The organism is Ruegeria sp. YTSA135 (genome assembly GCF_059610165.1).
Window position 1 is genome coordinate 260,644 of sequence record NZ_JBXWNC010000002.1, and the last position, 19,066, is coordinate 279,709.

24 protein-coding genes are annotated in these 19,066 nt (G+C 57.4%); 13 read left to right on the forward strand and 11 right to left on the reverse strand.

From position 1 onward, the window contains the following. Positions 1-24 precede the first annotated feature (24 nt). Genes AC2FIT_RS04270 through AC2FIT_RS04280 form a run of 3 tightly spaced genes read right to left on the reverse strand, consistent with a single transcriptional unit; the run spans position 25 to position 1,616 of the window. On the reverse strand, positions 25-597 hold the full coding sequence (locus AC2FIT_RS04270; protein WP_496826961.1) for a MotE family protein: 573 nt from the start codon (positions 595-597) through the stop codon (positions 25-27). Next, the gene (locus AC2FIT_RS04275) at positions 594-1,109 is read right to left on the reverse strand and encodes a hypothetical protein (RefSeq protein WP_496826962.1); all 516 of its coding nucleotides are present in this window, start codon (positions 1,107-1,109) and stop codon (positions 594-596) included. Before AC2FIT_RS04275 ends, AC2FIT_RS04270 begins: the two co-directional genes overlap by 4 nt. A 9-nt stretch (positions 1,110-1,118) precedes the next feature. After that, positions 1,119-1,616 (reverse strand): flagellar basal body-associated FliL family protein, encoded by a 498-nt coding sequence (locus AC2FIT_RS04280; protein ID WP_496826964.1) that lies wholly within the window; start codon positions 1,614-1,616, stop codon positions 1,119-1,121. A gap of 119 nt (positions 1,617-1,735) precedes the next feature. Here AC2FIT_RS04280 and fliF point away from each other — a divergent pair, with 119 nt between their 5' ends. Genes fliF through fliP form a run of 4 tightly spaced genes read left to right on the forward strand, consistent with a single transcriptional unit; the run spans position 1,736 to position 4,926 of the window. Then, positions 1,736-3,325 (forward strand): flagellar basal-body MS-ring/collar protein FliF, encoded by a 1,590-nt coding sequence (gene fliF / locus AC2FIT_RS04285; RefSeq protein WP_496826966.1) that lies wholly within the window; start codon positions 1,736-1,738, stop codon positions 3,323-3,325. Beyond that, entirely contained in the window at positions 3,325-3,921 is a 597-nt protein-coding gene (locus AC2FIT_RS04290) for a FliH/SctL family protein (RefSeq protein WP_224891113.1), read from the forward strand. The genes fliF and AC2FIT_RS04290 overlap by 1 nt, the downstream gene beginning before the upstream one ends. Beyond that, positions 3,914-4,195, forward strand: a complete 282-nt coding sequence (locus AC2FIT_RS04295; RefSeq protein WP_068336688.1) for a FliM/FliN family flagellar motor switch protein — start codon at positions 3,914-3,916, stop codon at positions 4,193-4,195. Before AC2FIT_RS04290 ends, AC2FIT_RS04295 begins: the two co-directional genes overlap by 8 nt. Further along, positions 4,195-4,926 (forward strand): flagellar type III secretion system pore protein FliP, encoded by a 732-nt coding sequence (gene fliP / locus AC2FIT_RS04300; protein WP_496826969.1) that lies wholly within the window; start codon positions 4,195-4,197, stop codon positions 4,924-4,926. The genes AC2FIT_RS04295 and fliP overlap by 1 nt, the downstream gene beginning before the upstream one ends. Positions 4,927-4,930: 4 nt before the next feature. Here the strand turns inward: fliP and AC2FIT_RS04305 are convergent, their stop codons facing one another. Continuing rightward, complete coding sequence (locus tag AC2FIT_RS04305) at positions 4,931-6,379, reverse strand: sensor histidine kinase (protein ID WP_496826971.1); 1,449 nt, start codon at positions 6,377-6,379, stop codon at positions 4,931-4,933. Beyond that, positions 6,376-7,116, reverse strand: a complete 741-nt coding sequence (locus AC2FIT_RS04310; RefSeq protein WP_496826973.1) for a response regulator transcription factor — start codon at positions 7,114-7,116, stop codon at positions 6,376-6,378. Before AC2FIT_RS04310 ends, AC2FIT_RS04305 begins: the two co-directional genes overlap by 4 nt. Positions 7,117-7,335: 219 nt before the next feature. Between AC2FIT_RS04310 and AC2FIT_RS04315 the strand changes: the two genes are divergently transcribed. The 4 genes from AC2FIT_RS04315 to AC2FIT_RS04330 are packed head-to-tail and all read left to right on the forward strand — an operon-like array spanning position 7,336 to position 11,497. Beyond that, positions 7,336-8,580, forward strand: a complete 1,245-nt coding sequence (locus tag AC2FIT_RS04315) for an ABC transporter substrate-binding protein (RefSeq protein WP_496826975.1) — start codon at positions 7,336-7,338, stop codon at positions 8,578-8,580. A 57-nt stretch (positions 8,581-8,637) separates the two neighbouring features. Beyond that, a complete protein-coding gene (locus AC2FIT_RS04320) occupies positions 8,638-9,510 on the forward strand; it encodes a carbohydrate ABC transporter permease (protein WP_496826977.1) in 873 nt (290 codons plus the stop codon). Next, positions 9,503-10,396: a carbohydrate ABC transporter permease gene (locus AC2FIT_RS04325; RefSeq protein ID WP_496826979.1), complete on the forward strand. Its 894-nt coding sequence runs from the start codon at positions 9,503-9,505 to the stop codon at positions 10,394-10,396. The genes AC2FIT_RS04320 and AC2FIT_RS04325 overlap by 8 nt, the downstream gene beginning before the upstream one ends. 3 nt (positions 10,397-10,399) lie before the next feature. Next, positions 10,400-11,497: an ABC transporter ATP-binding protein gene (locus AC2FIT_RS04330; RefSeq protein WP_496826981.1), complete on the forward strand. Its 1,098-nt coding sequence runs from the start codon at positions 10,400-10,402 to the stop codon at positions 11,495-11,497. Between the two features lie 56 nt (positions 11,498-11,553). Here the strand turns inward: AC2FIT_RS04330 and AC2FIT_RS04335 are convergent, their stop codons facing one another. Further along, positions 11,554-12,162: an MlaC/ttg2D family ABC transporter substrate-binding protein gene (locus tag AC2FIT_RS04335; RefSeq protein ID WP_496826983.1), complete on the reverse strand. Its 609-nt coding sequence runs from the start codon at positions 12,160-12,162 to the stop codon at positions 11,554-11,556. Further along, positions 12,152-12,964 (reverse strand): MlaA family lipoprotein, encoded by an 813-nt coding sequence (locus AC2FIT_RS04340; protein ID WP_496826985.1) that lies wholly within the window; start codon positions 12,962-12,964, stop codon positions 12,152-12,154. The genes AC2FIT_RS04335 and AC2FIT_RS04340 overlap by 11 nt, the downstream gene beginning before the upstream one ends. Before the next feature lie 295 nt (positions 12,965-13,259). Between AC2FIT_RS04340 and AC2FIT_RS04345 the strand changes: the two genes are divergently transcribed. The 3 genes from AC2FIT_RS04345 (at position 13,260) to AC2FIT_RS04355 (ending at position 15,536) form a co-directional block, all read left to right on the forward strand. Next, positions 13,260-13,715, forward strand: a complete 456-nt coding sequence (locus AC2FIT_RS04345) for a RidA family protein (RefSeq protein WP_496826987.1) — start codon at positions 13,260-13,262, stop codon at positions 13,713-13,715. Positions 13,716-14,058: 343 nt separating this feature from the next. Then, positions 14,059-15,246, forward strand: coding sequence for a GNAT family N-acetyltransferase (locus tag AC2FIT_RS04350; protein ID WP_496826989.1), 1,188 nt, complete (start codon positions 14,059-14,061; stop codon positions 15,244-15,246). Then, positions 15,243-15,536, forward strand: a complete 294-nt coding sequence (locus AC2FIT_RS04355) for a 4a-hydroxytetrahydrobiopterin dehydratase (protein WP_068336668.1) — start codon at positions 15,243-15,245, stop codon at positions 15,534-15,536. Before AC2FIT_RS04350 ends, AC2FIT_RS04355 begins: the two co-directional genes overlap by 4 nt. Here the strand turns inward: AC2FIT_RS04355 and AC2FIT_RS04360 are convergent. The 4 genes from AC2FIT_RS04360 to AC2FIT_RS04375 form a co-directional block, all read right to left on the reverse strand. Continuing rightward, positions 15,533-15,838: a hypothetical protein gene (locus AC2FIT_RS04360; RefSeq protein ID WP_496826991.1), complete on the reverse strand. Its 306-nt coding sequence runs from the start codon at positions 15,836-15,838 to the stop codon at positions 15,533-15,535. The two genes, AC2FIT_RS04355 and AC2FIT_RS04360, sit on opposite strands and share 4 nt — an antisense overlap. Positions 15,839-15,853: 15 nt before the next feature. Continuing rightward, on the reverse strand, positions 15,854-16,204 hold the full coding sequence (locus tag AC2FIT_RS04365; RefSeq protein ID WP_496826993.1) for an EF-hand domain-containing protein: 351 nt from the start codon (positions 16,202-16,204) through the stop codon (positions 15,854-15,856). Positions 16,205-16,215: 11 nt separating this feature from the next. After that, positions 16,216-16,461 carry a glycine zipper 2TM domain-containing protein gene (locus AC2FIT_RS04370; RefSeq protein WP_496826995.1) on the reverse strand — a complete coding sequence of 82 codons (246 nt, stop codon included), beginning with the start codon at positions 16,459-16,461 and terminating at the stop codon, positions 16,216-16,218. 103 nt (positions 16,462-16,564) lie between these two features. Beyond that, complete coding sequence (locus AC2FIT_RS04375; protein ID WP_496826997.1) at positions 16,565-17,050, reverse strand: peroxiredoxin; 486 nt, start codon at positions 17,048-17,050, stop codon at positions 16,565-16,567. Positions 17,051-17,149: 99 nt separating this feature from the next. Between AC2FIT_RS04375 and AC2FIT_RS04380 the strand changes: the two genes are divergently transcribed. Beyond that, the gene (locus AC2FIT_RS04380; RefSeq protein ID WP_496826999.1) at positions 17,150-18,361 is read left to right on the forward strand and encodes an NAD(P)/FAD-dependent oxidoreductase; all 1,212 of its coding nucleotides are present in this window, start codon (positions 17,150-17,152) and stop codon (positions 18,359-18,361) included. Next, entirely contained in the window at positions 18,358-18,918 is a 561-nt protein-coding gene (gene rsmD, locus AC2FIT_RS04385; RefSeq protein ID WP_496827001.1) for a 16S rRNA (guanine(966)-N(2))-methyltransferase RsmD, read from the forward strand. Before AC2FIT_RS04380 ends, rsmD begins: the two co-directional genes overlap by 4 nt. The last annotated feature ends 148 nt before the right edge of the window (positions 18,919-19,066 follow it).

The window sequence follows — 19,066 nt, forward strand, 5'->3', positions numbered from 1 at the left end:
AAGTTCCAGTGCGGGGTTCAAATGTTATTCCTCAGGGGCAGCCGCATTTCGCCCCGCCATAATGACACTTATCGTGTAGGCGGCTTCAGGCCTCAGCCCGGCCAACACGCCGGCTGCCGCGTCCGGGGGCATGCGCGACAGGAACCCGGCAGCAAAGTCTGGGTCCATCGTTTCGAACAAGGCCGCGGCATCTTTGGGTTTCATGCTTTGATACACATCCGTCAGGCGCGTCAGATCCGTTTCGGCGGCGGTTTCAGCAAGGGCGAGCGTCGCGCGCAGGGATTCTTCGGCTTCTTGCAAGGCAGCCAGCCTTTTCTCGATCGCCTCAGACGCGATATCCAACGCTTTCTGCTTATCCAGGGCTGCCGCCTCGCGCTGTTTCAAGGCCTCCTCTCGACGCAATAGCTCAGTGAGCAAAACTTGCGCTCCGGGCATATCCACCCGCTCTTGTTTCGTGGATGGGGCAGAAGGTTCGGTCGTTTTTGCGAATGCTGGTCCTGCCTCCAACCCAAGCCGAATTGCGGCAGACCCAATCATCAGCAGCGAAATCACAGCAAGCACACCACCCCGTGCGCGCTCGTTTTGCTGGCGGGTCATGTTGATGCCTCGCCCTGCAAACGGTTGTGCCGGAAGAACATCAAACCATCGGACCGTTTGGCCTCGGGCGATTCGGGGGCGTTTGTTTCCGCGAAGTCTGCGACGTCTTCCGCAGTTTCGTCCACTTCCACCGTATTATGTTCCACCGTATCTTCGATTTTTGCCTCGACCTCTTCTGTTTTTTCAGCGGTCGGTGATACGGTCGGCGTCGGGGGCTCATCCTCTGGTGGGATGACGTCGTGCATGGACGCCATCATCAGTTCCAGTCGCTGGGCAACCGATTCGGCGCGCTGTGTCAGGTCTTTCAATACCGCGCCTGACTGATCCGAGGCATCACGTGCTGCGTCCAATGACTTTTTCAACTCATCTGCCTGGGTCGACAGTACGGCGACCGCGCCGCCCACACCTTTTTCCAGATCAGTAAAGCGCCTGAGCCGCCGGGACAGCACGAAACAGTAAAGACCCGCACCAAGTGCGCCAGCGACCAGCAAAATATCTGCAATCAGCTCCAATTTCGCCTCCTAGTTCAAAACGAATTCCATGACGAGAACGTCGCGTACGCGGCCTTCTCCAACAACGATTTCAATGCGCCGCAGCAGGTGCCCCCGGATACGCATAAGGGCCAGCGAATCTTCTAAATCCGACATCTCAACGGCGCGCAGGTATCCGTTCAGGACATCCATGATGCGAGGTTTCATCATTTCGACATCGTCTATGTAGTCGCTGTTCACCTCTAGCTGAGCGTGAAATTTCAGATGCCGCGAATCACCTGCTTTTACCGAGACGACCACAGGCGGAAGGTCGATAAAGTCCACGTTTGGTAACATCTTCAAAGGCTCAGTCTCATTTAGCCCACTGGCGTTTTCCATCACGTGCTTGCCGCCGAATGGCAACATCCCGGACGTGGTCACGAAATACCCACCGCCCGCCCCGGCCACAGCAAGAAGCAACCCGATAATCATTCCTTTTTTCCCGCTTTTTACGGGTGTCTCTGCCTGTTCTGCAGTCGCGTCAGTCATGACGTCCTCATTTGTCGGTTCCGGAATCGTCATAACCCGGCAGGAACTAACCGATTGTTAAGGGCAATCGTCCAAACAGGGGGTGTGCCGGGCAGAATGTCGGCGAGTCGGAGGTGAGCGTGCAGCAGATCGGAACTGTCTGGGCAAGTTTGGACAGGCGTAGACAAATTATCGTTGCCGGCGCAGTTGTGCTGGTATTTCTTGGGGTCCTTGCGATGTCGCGGCTGGTGACAGCGCCATCAATGACCCTTTTATATGCCGGGCTGGAAAGCGGTGCGGCAGGGGACATTGTCCGTTCGCTGGATCAGCGCGGGGTTTCCTATGAAATTCGGGGCGGCTCGATTTTTGTGCCCGGATCACAGCGGGACGAGCTTCGCCTGACTCTGGCCAGCGAAGGCCTACCTGCAAACGGCAATCAAGGCTATGAACTGCTGGATACGCTCAGCGGGTTCGGCACGACGTCGCAGATGTTCGACGCCGCCTATTGGCGTGCCAAAGAAGGTGAACTGGCCCGCACCATCGTTGGCAGCCCTCATATCAGTCAGGCACGCGTGCATATTGCCAACGGGTCGGCCAACCCGTTTCAGCGAAACGTGGCCCCGACAGCGTCGGTTTATCTGGTACCTTCGGGGTCGCAGGTCACGTCGGACCAGGCCAAGGCCATCCGGTTTCTGGTGGCGTCGGCCGTAAGTGGTTTGGCGCCCGAGAAGGTTACGGTAATCGATTCGAACGGGACGGTTATTGGGGCACAGGAAACAACGGTTGCGGCGGATACAGCCGATGATAAAGCGCGTCAGTTGCGCGAAAGGGTAATGCGGCTGGTTGAGGCGCGCGTCGGGACTGGGAATGCAGTGGTCGAAGTCAGTGTCGATACAGTGACAAAGACGGAATCCATCCGCGAACGCCGCTTTGATCCCAATAGCCGCGTCGCCATTAGCACCGACATCGAAGAACGCTCGGACAGCGCCCGTAACCAATCTGCGGATGTGACCGTGGCCTCGAATCTGCCGGACGGCGATGGGGCTGGTGGCGACGAATCAAACTCCACGGCAACGCAAACGCGTGAGCGGGTGAATTATGAGGTCTCGGAGACCGAGCTTGAGGTTCACAACGCCCCCGGTGCTATCAAGCGTCTGACGGTTGCTGTTTTGGTCAACGGAACGCGAACGGTAGATGCAGCCGGGGTTGAGACCTTTGAACCAATGCCCGAAGCAGAGTTGCAGGCGCTAAGGGAACTTGTCGCATCAGCCGTCGGTTTCGACGCCGAGCGTGGGGATGTCATCACCCTCAAATCACTTGATCTGCCTGCGGTCGAACCGCAAGGGACGCTGGCGTCTTCGTCGATCTGGCAGAAAGTCCATTTTGATGCGATGTCTCTGATTCAAATGGCTGTACTTGCGATTGTTGCTGTCGTCCTCGGTTTGTTCGTGATCCGACCGATCCTGACGAACCCTGTGACTGCCCCCGCGTTGTTAACCACTGATTCGATCCCCGAACCCGATGATTTTCTGACCGGTGAGATTGCGCTAGACGAAAGTGGGCCATTCCAATCGCTACCTGTTCACGTGTCCGGCGGCGACATCCCTGCACTGGGCGCTCAGATTGGCGAAGACCCGGTCGACCGTTTGCGGGAGATGATCGGCGACAAGCAGGAAGAAACCGTAGAGATCCTACGCAGCTGGCTCGAAGAAAGTGAGGAGCGTGTGTGATGTCGATTGCCCATCTTCTTGAAGACTTCAAACTGCAGCCCGACGACAGCAAGTTGCACCTTCTGGACGAGGACGCGCTGGAAGAACAACGGTTAGCTGCTTTTGAGCAAGGCTATAGCGCGGGTTGGGAAGACGCTGTTCAGGCACAGGAGCAAAGCCGGGGGCGGGTTTCAGACGAATTGGCACGTTCGCTAGAGGACATGTCCTTCACCTATCAGGAAGCCACAACCCGAATGTCCCTGTCACTGGAACCGATGTTCCAGAGCTTGGTGGATGTTGTCCTTCCCGAGACACTAAACCGTGGCTTCGCCGCCCGTTTGGTCGAACAGCTATGCGAAATGGCGCAGGAACAGATCAATCAACCAATGCAGATTTTTGTACCTGAAGGCCGCGTAGCTGAAGTGGAAGCCTTGTTGCCGCAAGATCTGTCATCATCCACCCGCGTGCGCGAGCACGCAGCGCTGGAACCCGGTCGGGCCCGCTTGCAGGTCGGCACATCACAACGCGAGGTGGATTGCAGCAGCCTGCTCACTTCGATCGCCGCGGCATTCGACGCGTATGTTTTTGAGGCAAAAAAGGCTTTAGCAAATGAGTGACCTCCACAAACCAGAAAAAATTAACCCGTTTGAGGCTGTCCCGATTGAGGTCACGGTCTCGGTCGGGCGCGCACGCCCGTTGATCCGCGATCTACTTAACATGGGTGAGAACGCTGTGCTGAAACTAGACAAACGGATTGATGATCCGGTTGAGCTTTATGTCGGTGACCAATTGGTTGCTCGGGGCTTGCTCGAGGAATTGGAAGGCGATCAGGCCGGTCAGCTTGCCGTGCGTTTGACCGAGATCGCGGATTTGCAGAACGGGATCGGTTGATGCGGGTATTGCTCTGGCTGGTCATCGCGCTGGCAACCCTGTCCCCATCCTTGGCCGCGGCGCAGGAGGTACCTCTCTCGCTGGGTGAGGGGGGCTCAATTTCGGCGCGATCCATCCAGTTGATCCTTTTGATCACTATCCTGAGCCTTGCGCCAGGGCTGGCTATCATGATCACCTGTTTTCCGTTTCTGATCACCGTATTGTCTATTCTACGGCAGGGTATCGGGTTGCAGCAATCGCCGCCCAACATGCTGATCGTAAGCCTTGCGATGTTCCTGACCTACTTCGTCATGGAACCTGTTTTTTCCGAGGCTTGGACAACCGGTATCGAACCTCTGGTCGAAGAAACCATGGACGTTGAACCGGCCTTGCAACTTGCGATTCAACCGTTTCGTACATTTATGGCCGCCCGGCTGGACCCGGATACGTTTCATGCCATGGCCGCTCTTCGGCCCGGCGGCGACACACTTTCCCTGACGCCCGAAGCTCCACTGTCTATCCTGATGCCGTCCTTCATGCTGTCCGAGATAGCCCGCGCTTTTCAGATCGGCTTTCTGATTTTCCTGCCGTTTCTGATCATTGATCTCGTCGTTGCTGCTGTACTGATGTCGATGGGGATGATGATGGTGCCACCTGCGACCGTTTCGCTACCGTTTAAACTGGCTTTCTTCGTCATAGCCGATGGCTGGTCGCTGATCGCCGGGGCATTGGTGCGCAGCTATGTGACGTGACGCGTTATTGGCGGGTAATCTGCAACTGTGCGCGCAAGCCATAATCCCCGGCCTCAAAACTCAGGGTGCCGCCATGCTGCTCGGCCACTGTGGCGGCGATGGTAAGACCCAAACCAAACCCGTCTGATGACCCGATATTGGCACCGCGCCGAAACGGGGCCATCAACGCTTCGATATCCGAGACCGAGAGATCCGTGCCCTTATCCTCAACCGTGATGATCGCCATACGCGCGTCGGTTTCCAGTTCAACCTCGGCATGGCGGCCGTATTTTAGCGCGTTGTCGATCAAATTGGTCAAAGCCCGCCTCAGGGAAATCGGCCGCCCGACGACCAGCATTCTTCGTGTCTCGGGCAGTGATCCGTGGCCGCGCCGGGACATAAAGACTGAAGGCGCGCCCTCAATCGCGACCGGCGCTATTTTCTTCAGTGTTACCGGCAGATCCATGTCCTGGTAATCCGCGACAAGGGACTCGACCAGCGCGGTCAGGGAAATCTGGCGGGGCTCTTCAACATTGAGCTCAGAGCGGGTGTAGGTCAGAACGCTTTCGATCATTCCGGTCATCTGATCCACATCTGCCTCAAGCTTTTCGCGCAGCTCGTTATCCGGGATCAAGGCGGCGCGCAGACGAACACGCGTGGCTGGCGTTCCCAGATCGTGACTGACGCCGGACAAAACGGTGGCGCGTTTTTCCAGTTGCATGCGTTCAGCATCCAAATGGTCATTCACGGCCGAAACAATCTCACGCAACTCAAGCGGGCCATCTGCATCATAGCTGCTGGGTCCACCCCGACGCTTACGGTCGCGCAGTGCGCCCGAGAATCGGGCAAAACTGTCTGAGACGCTGCCGACCGAAGACATTATGACCGATAATGCGACAATCGCAGCCAGAATTGCGGGCAGGCGCAGGTCAGCAGGAGCCGCCTTGCAGCCCCAGATATCAGTCCCATCCACGCGCTGCCAATCATTGTATCCGAACTGCGCGATCAGAACGGGCTCGCTGCAATAGGTCGCCAACAGACGGGTGAGGTTGCCCATCTTTTCAGGTCCGGTCTGATCAATCCGCGACAGAATATCCGAGACCGGGTAGATAAGCCTATCAGACATCACAGCCAGCGTCAGCTCGCGTCCGGTCAGGGGGGTGGTGGTGTCGGTCAGAATCGACAGGTTGGTGACAAAGCTGCGGTCCGACATGCCTGGTAGCTGTTCGAACTGTCCCGCATCGGCCAATCGCGAAGCCTCCGGCGGTAAAGGGGTGATCCTAATCCCTGGCGTTGGGCTTTTTTCGGTCCGCAGCTCTTCGTAAACGGAAAAACCTGCAACATAAGCGCGGGTCAGGAAATCATCCCACGCGTTCGCCGAATAGAACCAGAGGCCTGCGGAGAGCAGCCCCGAAACAAAAGCCGCTCCGCTCCAGATCCAGCCCAGACTGCGAAGGCGGGGCGCCCATGTCATTCGTCGTCTTCCACCGCTGACACCTCGGCTGCAAAGATATAACCGACCCCGCGCTCGGTTCGCAGCATTTGCGGTTCTTTCGGGTTGGCCTCTATCTTCGAGCGCAGCCGGCCGACAAGCATATCAATCGCGCGCCCCTGTGCCTCGGGCTTGTCGGTGCTGCCGGTTACATCCAGCGCGGCGGCAATTTCGATACGGGTCAATGGGATATGTGGGTTGGCCAGCAAAACCTTGAGCAGCGCGGTCTCACGCCGCGAAAGGGATACAAGGTACCCTTCAGGCGAATGCACCTCATCGCGTTTGCCGTCATAGGACCAGCTGTTGAACCGAAAGCTGTGCGTACGGCGGCGATACGCCAGCGAAGGCGTTCGCCGAGCGCGTTGCATCACGGCACGGACACGGGCCAGCAAAAGCTGTGGGTTGAAGGGTTTCGCAATATAGTCATCCGCACCAACCGCATACCCCGCCATGCGCTGATGGTCGGCCGACAGGGCCGAGACCAGAATGATCGGCACATCCTGTTCGGCGCGCAGGCGGGCGCAGATTTCGACCCCGTTTTCGTCCCCCAGCATCACGTCCAGCAGGATAAGGTCGATCCGCCCTGACGTCAGATGGGTGCGAATTTCGGTTTCCGAACTGGCTGGCAAGGCAATGAATCCGTTCTGATGCAGGAACTGCGTCATAATCGATCGCATCTCGGGGTCGTCATCCACCACCAAAAGTCGCGGAATACTCACGCGGTTTTTCCTCCCGAATTCTGCTCCTCAGGTCTTATTCATTGTAACGAACGGAAACAGATTCAATGTCAACGTAACACGCTGTAACAAAAGCGGTGGATTTTTGAGCCAAGGCGCGCTTTAGCGCCGGATTACGCGTTGCCAGACGGCAATCTGACCGCAGTATGGCCCGCATCGCTGCTTTTGCAGTTACAGAGTTCTCGAGGGAGGAGACAGAAAATGAAAAATATCGCATTGGCCACTGCATCGACGCTGGCTGTCATGGCCGGATCGTCGGTATTGGCGGGGCCACAGGCCGAAGTTCTGCATTGGTGGACCTCGGGCGGTGAAGCCAAATCAGTCGCGGTTTTGCAGGAAGAGTTCGCCTCGAACGGTGGCACCTGGACCGACATGCCGGTTGCTGGCGGCGGCGGCGATGCTGCCATGACCGCACTTCGGGCGCGCGTTCTGTCCGGCAACGCACCGACCGCCGTTCAGTTGAAAGGCCCCGCGATCCAGGAATGGTACGAAGAGGGCGTTCTGGCCGATATTTCTTCGGTTGCCGAAGCGGAAGGCTGGGCCGAGGTATTACCGGCGTCGATCGCGGGCCACATGATGTGTGAAGGCACATGGTGCGCTGCACCGGTCAATGTCCACCGCGTAGACTGGATCTGGGCCAACGCAGACGTTCTGGCAGCCAACGGCATTGAAATGCCAACCACATGGGATGAATTCAACGCCGCCGCAGAAAAACTGCAAGCCGCCGGTGTGATCCCGCTGGCCCATGGCGGTCAGGCGTGGCAGGACGCGACCGTTTTCGAAACCGTGGTTCTTGGTATTGGCGGGCCGGAGTTCTTCCAGAAAGCATTGGTTGATCTGGACCCCGATGCGCTGACCTCGGACACTATGGTGCAGGTATTTGACCAGATGCGCACCCTGCGCGGTTATGTGGACGAGAACTTCTCGGGCCGTGATTGGAACCTTGCCACCGCCATGGTTATGAATGGCGAAGCGGCATTTCAAATCATGGGCGACTGGGCAAAGGGTGAATTCCTAGCAGCAGGCAAGAAACCCGGTGAAGATTTCCTGTGCGCCTCGACCCCCGGCGACGGCTATCTCTACAACGTCGACAGCTTTGCCATGTTCGACGTGGACGGAGACGACAAGAAAGCCGGTCAGGACCTCTTGGCCAAGCTGATCGTCGCGCCGAACTTCCAGAAAGTGTTCAACCTGAACAAGGGCTCGATCCCTGCGCGTACCGACGTGGCGCTGGATGACTTTGACATCTGCGCCAATCTGTCGGCCGAAGATATGGGGTCGACCTCGGACGCGGGCTCGCTGCTGCCGTCGTATGCTCATGGCATGGCGCTGCGCGGTGCGCAGTCCGGTGCGATTACGGATGTTGTAACCGCACATTTCAACTCGGATATGTCCTCGGCTGACGCGGTTCAGCAATTGGCGGACGCGGTGGCAAACAGCTACTGATCCAAATCGCTCTGCCCCCTATACTGAGGGGCAGAGCATCTTTCCCCGGAGGCTGAAATGTCTGAATGGCTGGAAAACCACCTGCCCAAGGTGGTGCTGGCACCGTCGTTCATCGCCGTATTGATCTTTGTCTACGGCTTTATCGGATGGACCGCATGGGTGTCGCTGACCCGATCAAAACTACTGCCGAAATACGAGATCAAGGGCTTCATGCAATATGAACGCCTGTTTGACTCGCCCCGCTGGGATACGGCGATCAACAACCTGTATATCTTTGGCGCGCTGTTCATAGTGATCGCAATGGTGTTGGGTCTGCTGTTGGCCATCTTGCTGGATCAGAAGATTCGCGTCGAAGGGGCGATCCGCACGATCTACCTGTACCCCATGGCGCTGTCTATGATCGTAACAGGGACGGCGTGGAAGTGGATTTTGAACCCAGGCTTGGGCATCGAGTCCATGGTGCAAGGCTGGGGCTTTCCGAATTTCGAGTTCGATTGGCTGGTGAACCCGGATTACGCGATCTACACCATCGTGATGGCCGCGATCTGGCAAAGCTCGGGCTTCGTCATGGCGCTGTTTCTGGCCGGTCTAAGATCGGTGGATGGTGAGATCATCAAGGCCGCGCAGGTCGATGGTATCCCCACATGGCGCATCTATACGGCGATTATCATACCCTCGATGGCTCCGATCTTTCTGTCCGCCTTCATCGTGCTGGCGCATCTGGCGATAAAAAGCTTTGATCTTGTCATCGCGTTGACGGGTGGCGGTCCGGGATACGCGACCGATCTTCCGGCGACTTACATGTACGCGATGGCGTTTTCGCGCGGCGATATCGGTCAGGCGGCATCCTCCGCGATGATCATGATGTTGGTCGTCTTTGCCATCGTGGTTCCCTATCTTTACTCAGAGCTGAGGGCGAAAAATGACTGATCTGTCGATGCCCCAAACCCGCAGCCAAGGCGCCACTGGCAAGGTTGCGCTGCGCTGGTTGCTGTATATCTTGCTGGGCCTGTTCGCACTGTACTACCTAATGCCGCTGTTCGTGATGTTGACCACATCGCTAAAAAGCCTTGAGGAAATTCGCACCGGGTCCCTGATTTCGCTTCCGCGAGAGGTCAGCTTTGACGCCTGGAAAACCGCGTGGTCCGGTGCCTGCACCGGTATCCAGTGTGAAGGCTTGCGACCTTATTTCTGGAACTCGGTCCTGATCGCGGTGCCGGCGGTTGCAATTTCGACCCTGCTGGGCGCGCTAAATGGCTATGTCGTGGCACAATGGCGGTTCAAAGGGGCCAACATCATCTTTTCGCTGATGCTGTTTGGTTGCTTCATACCGTTCCAGGTGGTTCTGCTGCCGATGGCGCGCCTGCTGGGCATGATGGGGATTGCCGGAACTATTCCGGGCCTGATTTTTGTCCACGTGATCTATGGGCTGGGCTTCACCACGCTGTTCTTCCGCAACTACTATGTCACCATCCCGGCCGAGCTGACCAAGGCCGCCCGCGTCGATGGGGCTGGTTTCCTGCGAATTTTCTGGTCGATCTTCCTGCCGCTGTCCCTGCCCATCGTCGTGGTGACGGTGATCTGGCAGTTCACGCAGATCTGGAACGACTTCCTGTTCGGCGTTTCATTCAGCCAGGCCGGTACCCAGCCTGTGACTGTGGCGCTCAACAACATCGTAAACTCCACCACCGGCGTCAAAGAATACAACGTCGACATGGCCGCCGCGATCATCGCGGGGCTGCCGACGCTGCTCGTCTATGTCGTAGCCGGTAAGTATTTCATCCGCGGCTTAACTGCCGGCTCTGTGAAGGGATAACCCATGGCCCCGATCCTTGATATCAACAACCTTTACAAGAATTACGGCGCGACCGAGATTCTGAAGGACATCAACATTTCGATCGAGCCGGGCGATTTCCTGGTCCTGGTCGGCCCTTCGGGTTGCGGCAAGTCCACCCTATTGAATTGTATCGCGGGGCTGGAGCCGATCTCGGGCGGCACCTTGTCCATCGGTGGGAAGGACATGACCCATGTCAGCCCCAAGGACCGCGATATTGCGATGGTGTTCCAGTCATACGCTTTGTATCCGACGATGACCGTCGCCAAGAATATCACCTTCGGTATGAAAGTGCGCGGGGTCGATCAGGCAACACAGGACGCCAAGCTGAAAGAGGTCGCATCGCTTTTGCAAATTGAACCGCTGCTGAATCGCCGCCCCAGCCAGTTGTCGGGTGGTCAGCGTCAGCGCGTGGCGATGGGCCGGGCGCTGGTGCGCGATCCAAAGCTGTTCTTGTTTGACGAGCCGCTATCCAACCTTGACGCTAAACTGCGGGTCGAGATGCGGACCGAGATCAAGAAGCTGCACCAAACGCTGGATGCCTCGATCGTTTACGTCACGCACGACCAGATTGAGGCGATGACCCTGGCCACCAAGATCGTGGTGCTGAAGGGCGGCGTTGTGCAGCAGATCGGCACCCCGGCCGAGATTTACAACAATCCGGCCAACCTGTTCGTGGCCGATTTCATGGGCTCTCCCGCGATGAACCTGATTCCGGCGCAGGCGACCAAGAACGGGTCGGGCACCGAGATCGCCATCGCGCGTGAAACGGGTGACACACTGGTACTGAAAGATACCCGCGACCTATCGTTGCCCAAGGACGTTGTCCTTGGTTTGCGCCCCGAAGATATCGCCGAGGCCGGGTTCCGTGCAGGGGCTGGCGTACAAGAGGCCGCGTGTTTGGTCGATATGGTCGAACCGGCGGGCGCGGACACCTATGTGGTCTCGGAATTGGGCGGCAAGCAAGTCACCGCGCGCCTGCACGCGGAAACCAGTGCACAGGCGGGTGAGATGCTGAACCTCGCCTTTGACATGAGCAAGGTGTCATACTTTGCCAAAGAGACCGGCGAACGCCTGAATTAAACCAAAAGCGCCGCGCGAAGCTAATCGCGCGGCGCAATTGCACGGTGTAAATTGGATCAACTGATCTGATTGCGCTTCATATCGTTGATCAGGCGATTTAGATCTCCGCCCCTGGCATCCAGCATGGCACCAACTTCGGTGCGTTCGGTCAAAAGCATGTTCACCCCTTCGATGAACATGTTGAAAAACTTGTCCCGCCCCGATTTGTCCGACACCAGAAACGTCACTTCGAACGGCGATGAGCCCTGCAATTTGACCGAAGTGCGCACCTCGTACCCGGCCTTGATCTTGCGGGCATTGCGAACGGTGACCTGACCCCCAATGAATTCACGGAAACGGCGGCCATACTTATTCGAGATATAGCCTTGAAACGCATCGGTGAATTGCCGGATCTGCGACGGACTGGCCGAGCGGCCATCGGCCCCCAGCACATAGCGCGCCATGATCGGCACATCCGCATATTGCACGAAAATCTTTTCGAAATCGCGGATCATTGCTTTCTCGGACTTGCCAGAAGCGATCACGCGGTTGATGTCGTCCACGACACTTACAACCAGCGCTTTGGCGCTGGCTTCGGTCTGCGCAAAGGCAGGAAGTGCGGTCATCACCGCACTGGCCATGCAAGTGGCGACAAAGCCGCGTCTGTTCAGATGGTTACTCGGCATAGGGGTCCTCGTAAGGGTCTAGGTAGGGGTCCCTGACAGGGTCGGTCCCGGTTTCGGCATAAGGGTCGTCGTAAAGACCCAGATAGGTTTCTTCATCATCCCGCGCCAGTTCAAAGCGGCGATTTTGGATGAAAATCGTTTGTGCCTGCGCATAGCTGTCGGCACTTTCATACAGAATCGAGTCGACCGTATCCGAGAACCTGCCCCGATCGCCCATGCGCCGCACAACCTCGGCATATACGCCGATATTGTCGACCGGTCGCACTGGTGAAAAGTTGATCGGGTTCGAGAACAGGTTGAACACAACACCAATCGCATCGCGCTGGGTAGACGGGCCATAGAACGGCAGTTCAACATAAGCGCCCTCGCCGACACCCCAAACATGCAGGGTTTCGCCGAAATCAGTGTCAACAGGCGGCAGGTTCAGTTCCGCGGCAGGATCGGACAAGCCCGCGCCGCCCACCGTGGTATTGACCAAGAAACGCAACAGCGCATTACCGGATTGTTTGATATTGCCCTGCAACAGATAATCCAGCGCCTGACCTGGCATCGTCAGGTTCTCAGCAAAATGACTGAAGCTCGTCACCATCGGATCGGGTACGATTTTGACATACCCTTTCGAAGCTGGCCGGAACAGGAACCTGTCGACACCCAGATTGAACTTGTGAATGCCCCGGTTCGTGTTTTCGTAGGGGTCGAATACTTCGTTGGGGGGCGCACCCTCAGGAGGGCGCGTGGCGCAAGCGCCAAGCACTGTCAGCAGGGACAGGACGATCAGGTGCTTGCAGCGGGGTTTGCTCAACACGGTCTTTGCCACTCCTAACCGCTCGGATATTATTTTCCCGAACGTTAAAACAATATTCCTTTTGGCCACGTTACGCGGCCTGATCTGATATCTTGTAGACGTTTCACGACCAGCACGAAACAGCTAGCGTTTAACCCGCATGATGGGGGTAGGTAAAGCGACACGCGTTCAAGTGTTCGGGATAAGAACAGTTACGCCTACATGTAAGGCGCGTCCATTCTTGATTTCGCACTTTTCGATCAGAGCCGTGCCAGATAGCTTCGCCCCGAATCAAAGATTGGGAGGAACCTTCATGAGCATCGCGGCAAAACTGGAAAACCTGGGCGTCACTCTGCCCGACGCACCTGCACCGGCGGCGAATTACGTGCCATTTGTGCGGGTGGGCAACATCGTCTATGTCTCGGGTCAGATTTCCAAGGATGACGATCTGATCACCGGCAAGCTGGGTGATGACATGGATGTCGAGGCCGGCGCGGCGGCAGCGAAAGTGTGCGCCATCAACCTTCTGGCACAGGTCAAGGCCGCCTGCGGTGGAGACATCGACAAACTGGTCCGCGTGATCAAACTGACGGGTTTCGTGAACTCCACCGCGGATTTCACCGCTCAGCCGCAGGTGATCAACGGTGCATCTGACTTCCTTGTCGAAGCATTGGGTGAGGCTGGCCGCCACTCACGCTCGGCTGTCAGTGCAGCCGCGCTGCCGCTGGGCGTGGCTGTCGAAATCGAAGGTATTTTCGAGATCGATTGACCGCGCCCCTGCCGCCCGCTTTTCTTGAGGTACCAATCGCGCATTGGGCGCTGCATGAAAAAGCGGATCACCGCCCGGAGAACAGCCGGGCGGCCATTCGTGCTGCTGTTCAGGTCGGATACGGACTCAAGACTCATCTACAACTGACAGCAGAAAGTTCAGCGATGGTTTTCAACGGTTACGAATGGGCATGCCGGTCCCATGAAGGACAGAGCGTTCGCCCGAACAAAAGGCACACGCCCGCACTGCTGCCGATAATGTGACCTTCGTAGGGTGTTTGCGCCCGCGTCCGGGTTGAACCTTCCCCCTGCCAGCACAGATAAAGACAAGACGCGGAGGGCACATGGATCAGGCACAAATAGAAGTTCAGGTTCTTGGGACGCTCTCGCAGATTTCTGCGGCGGACTGGGATGCCTGCGCCTGTCCCGAAGTTGCAGATGGCGGTCGGCCGCTTGATCCGTTCACCACTTATCGGTTCCTGTCTGCGCTGGAAAACAGCGGGTCTGTCGGACCGGGTACGGGCTGGCATCCGCAATATCTGGTGACCTACCACGACGGTATGCTGATTGCTGCTGCACCCATGTATGCCAAGTCGCACAGTCAGGGTGAGTATATATTTGACCACAATTGGGCTCATGCCTACGAGAATGCGGGCGGGCGGTATTATCCCAAATTGCAGATTGCAGTGCCTTTCACCCCCGCCACCGGGCGGCGCTTTCTGGTGCGGCCGGGGTATGAGGCGTTGGGAATGTCGGCGCTGGTGCAAGGCGCGGTGCAATTGGCGGCTGACAATCGGGTTTCATCCGTACACGCGACCTTCTGCACCGAGGAAGAGGCACTGGCCGGCAAGCAGATGGGTCTGATGCTGCGCGAGTCGCAGCAGTTTCACTGGCTCAATGACGGCTACAAGGATTTCGAAGGATTCCTGGCCGCCCTGTCCTCGCGCAAGCGCAAGAATATCCGCAAAGAACGCGCCCAAGCCTGCAGCTTTGGCGGAGATATTCGCACGCTTACGGGGGATGACCTGCGCCCCGAGCATTGGGACGCCTTTTGGCGGTTTTACCAAGATACCGGCGCCCGGAAATGGGGTTCGCCTTACCTGACGCGGCAATTCTTTGATATTGCACAGGAAACCATGGCGGACGACATGGCGTTGGTGCTGGCTGAACGAGATGGCTATCCCATTGCCGGGGCGCTGAATTTCATCGGACGCGAAACGTTGTTTGGCCGCTATTGGGGCTGCGTCGAACACCACGCCTGCCTGCATTTCGAATTGTGCTACTATCGAGCCATAGACTTCGCCATCGCACAGGGCCTGGCCCGCGTCGAAGCGGGCGCGCAGGGCGAACACAAGCTGGCACGCGGCTACTTGCCGACGCGCACGCACAGCTTGCATTGGGTCGCTGATCCCGGTTTTGCCGATGCGATCAAGAAATATCTGGACGCCGAGGCCCACGCGGTGGGACAAGAGATTGAGATTCTGACGGAATACGGCCCGTTCAGGAAATCGAACCCGGAGGAACAGCAATGACCGAACTATTGTCACCCGAGACCCGCGGACCACTTTTGGATCCGCTGTTCAACAACGGCTGGACCATGGTCGAAGGCCGGGATGCGATCACCAAAACCTTTATTTTCGAAGATTTCGTACACGCATTTGGCTGGATGACCCAAGTTGCCATCTTTGCCGAGAAATGGAACCACCATCCAGAATGGAGCAACGTCTACCGCACGGTAGAGGTGACGCTGGCCACGCATGACGTTGGTGGGATATCTGCGCTGGACGCCAAGCTGGCGCGCAAAATGGACAGTCTCTGCTAGCGGTTGCCCGAACCGACACCACCCGCAAGCGATGCAGCGGTACCCATCTGCGCAAACTCTGCCGGGGTCACGCTGCCGCTGCTGACATCGATATTTCGTGGAATGCCGGTTGTTCGGTTGCCGATCTGCCGAACACTGCGCGCAGCCGGGTTAATATCCAAACAGCGATTGTCGTAGCAGGTCAAACCCGAAGTGTTGATCTGAATACGCGCTTGCCCGTCCGGCCCGGTCACAACCGGAGCTTGAGGCACATCGCAGGCCGCCAGCAGTGCAAGTAATCCAAAACCGATCCATTTCTTCATCGCACACTCCGGTTGTTAATCTAGCTGACCATTACCATCCTGATCCGCGGCATCGAAATCGGCGTTCATTTGCGCATCATATTCTGCTTTTGAAATAAGGTTGTTGTTGTTGTCACGGTCAACGGCCTGAAACAGTTTTATGTCCAGAAACGGCTTTGCCTCGTCCAGTCCCAGCGTACCGTTCTTATCCTCGTCCATTTCCTGAAAAGCATAGTCCGAAAATGCGTTGAACTCATCGCGCGAGAGGAATCCGTCATTATTCGCGTCAATGGCCTTGAGTTCGTTTTCATGCAGTTCGCCCACAGTTTCAGCCGAAACCGCACCCGCCAACAGAATGGTTGCCGCAATCACTAGTCCACGTGTCATCTCAGCTCTCCTCAGCATGCGAATCTGTTGCCTTCAACGGCACCGGCGGCTGCGCCTGCTGCCGTCAGGATTGATTGTCCGGACCCGCCGCCGAACTGGTTGCCTATTGCTCCGCCGATGAGCGCTCCGCCCAACGATCCGCTGAGGCAGGCGATTTCGTGTTGCCGCGCAGCTTGTTGTTGTGGGGTGGGTGCCGGGCCACAGGCAGCCAAAGCGCCTGCAGCTCCGAGGATTAGGGTGAAAATCTTTAGTTTCATTGATCAACTCCCTGATTATATGCCGTAACTATTGGCGGATCAGGGCGTTGCATCAAGTTAATTAGCGTGCATGGCCCCGAGGGTCGCCCGAGGCCAAACGCAATCAGATCGTCTCAAGCAGGCTTTCACCCGCTGAAATTTCGCACGCACCGGGGTTTTCTTCCACGTTCAGCGCGGTGACCTTTCCGTCTTCCACCAGCATGGCATAGCGCTTGGACCGGGCAATTAGACCTGCGGGCGGGGCATCGAACTCCATGCCGATGGCCTTGGTGAGCTCGGCCGAGGCATCGCCCAGCATGGTCAGGCCAGCCGCGGTGGCACCGGTGGCCTCACCCCAGGCTTGCATCACGAAGGGGTCGTTGACCGCAATGCAGATGATCTCATCCACTCCTTTGGCCGTGAACTGATCCTTTGTTCGCACAAAGCTGGGAACATGGGCCGAATGGCATGTCGGTGTGAATGCACCGGGTACCGCAAAAATCACGACTTTGCGTCCTTTGGTCTTGTCTGAAATCCGCACCTCTTCAGGGCCATCTGCACCCATCTGCGTAAGCGTGGCGTCGGGCAGCGTGTCACCTGTTGAAATCATTGTTAAGCTCCTGTCGTTTGGATTTGCAGAGTCGGGCTTAGCCGCAATATAGGTGGTCGCGTGGATGAAACCACGGGAATTCGATGGGGTGGAAGGTACATGAGCCATATTGTCGTGATAGGTGCAGGGCAGGCAGGGTCTTCTCTTGTCGCCGGACTTCGCAAGAACGGGTTTGCAGGAGACATTACCCTGATTGGGTCCGAACCGCATCTGCCCTATCAGCGCCCGCCTTTGTCAAAGGCCTATCTGCTGGGAGAGATGGAGCTGGAACGCCTGTTCCTGCGACCCGAGAGCTTTTATGCCGAAAACAACATCACCCTGCGGCTGGGTCAGCGTGTTACCGCGATAGATCCGCAGGCCAAGACGGTCACCGTGGGGCACGATGTGATCTCGTACGACGAACTGGCACTGACCACCGGATCTGAACCCCGCCATCTGCCCGCCTCGATTGGCGGTGATCTGAAAGGCGTGCATGTGGTGCGCGACCTGTATCATGTGGATGAAATGGAGCCTTATGTCACTGAAGGCGCGCGTGCCCTGATCGTGGGCGGCGGCTATATCGGGCTTGAGGCTGCGGCCGTCTGCGCCAAACGCGGGGTCAAGGTGACTCTGGTCGAGATGGCAGATCGTATCCTGCAAAGGGTAGCCGCACCCGAGACCAGTGATTACTTCCGAACTCTGCACACTCAACACGGTGCCGATATCCGCGAGGGCGTGGGGCTGGACCATCTGGTAGGCGAAAATGGTAGTGTGGTCGGCGCTGTTCTGACCGATGGCACCAAACTGGACGTTGATTTCGTTGTTGTTGGCGTGGGTATCACCCCTTCGACCCAATTGGCTGAAATGGCCGGGTTAGAGTTGGACAACGGGATCAAGGCCGACGCGCATGGGCGTACCTCCGATCCCTCAATCTGGGCGGCGGGTGATTGCGCGTCTTTCCCGCATGCCGGGACGCGCATCCGACTGGAAAGCGTGCCAAACGCCATTGATCAGGCCGAAGTTGTAGCCCAGAACATACTGGGCGCGGGCAAGGACTATGTGGCGACGCCCTGGTTCTGGTCGGACCAATATGACGTCAAACTCCAGATCGCCGGGCTGAACACAGGCTATGATCGCGTCGTGACCCGTCAGGGCGAGGGGCAGACTGTATCCTTCTGGTATTACAAAGGGGATCAGTTGATTGCTGTTGACGCGATGAACGACCCGCGCGCCTACATGGTTGGCAAACGCCTTATTGATGCAGGTAAGACCGCCGATCCTGCAGTGGTTGCCGATCCCGAGGCGGACCTGAAACCGCTGCTTAGGGCGTGAGGATCATTGCCGGAGAGTTCCGGGGCCGGGCTTTGACCTCGGTCGGCAAAGGGGATGCAGGTGCACATCTGCGCCCCACTACCGACAGGGTCCGGGAAAGCCTGTTCAACGTTCTGACCAATCAGATTGATTTTGATGGCTTGCGCGTACTGGACCTTTTTGCGGGCACTGGCGCGCTGGGGCTAGAGGCTTTGTCGCGTGGCGCGGCGCACGTAACCTTCGTTGATGACGGGCGCGTGGCACAGGGTCTAATCCGCAAGAATATCGACCTGACCCACAGCGCCGACCGCACCGACCTGATCCGCCGGGACGTCACGCGATTGGGTGAGAATCCGGGCAAGGCCTATGACCTGATCTTCCTAGACCCCCCCTATGGCAAAGCACTGGGGCAGAAAGCCATTGCAGCCTTATCGTATGGCTGGATGGCTGACGGTGCCCTGATTGTCTGGGAAGAAAACGCACCGATGCAGGCACCCAACGGGTTCATTAAGCAGGACGCCCGGAAATACGGCGATACCTATATCACCCTCCTGTGGCACGATGATCCCGACAGATGACCACGAGAGTCTGGATTTGGACACTGTTCAGGCACACATGGTCGGGCCATTGTCGGTGGACCGCCGACGCGAATGCTGTCCAATCGACTGAGACGGACTCTCGCCGCTCTCGCCTCTGTTGTTCTATCTTTTGAGAATTTGATCGGGC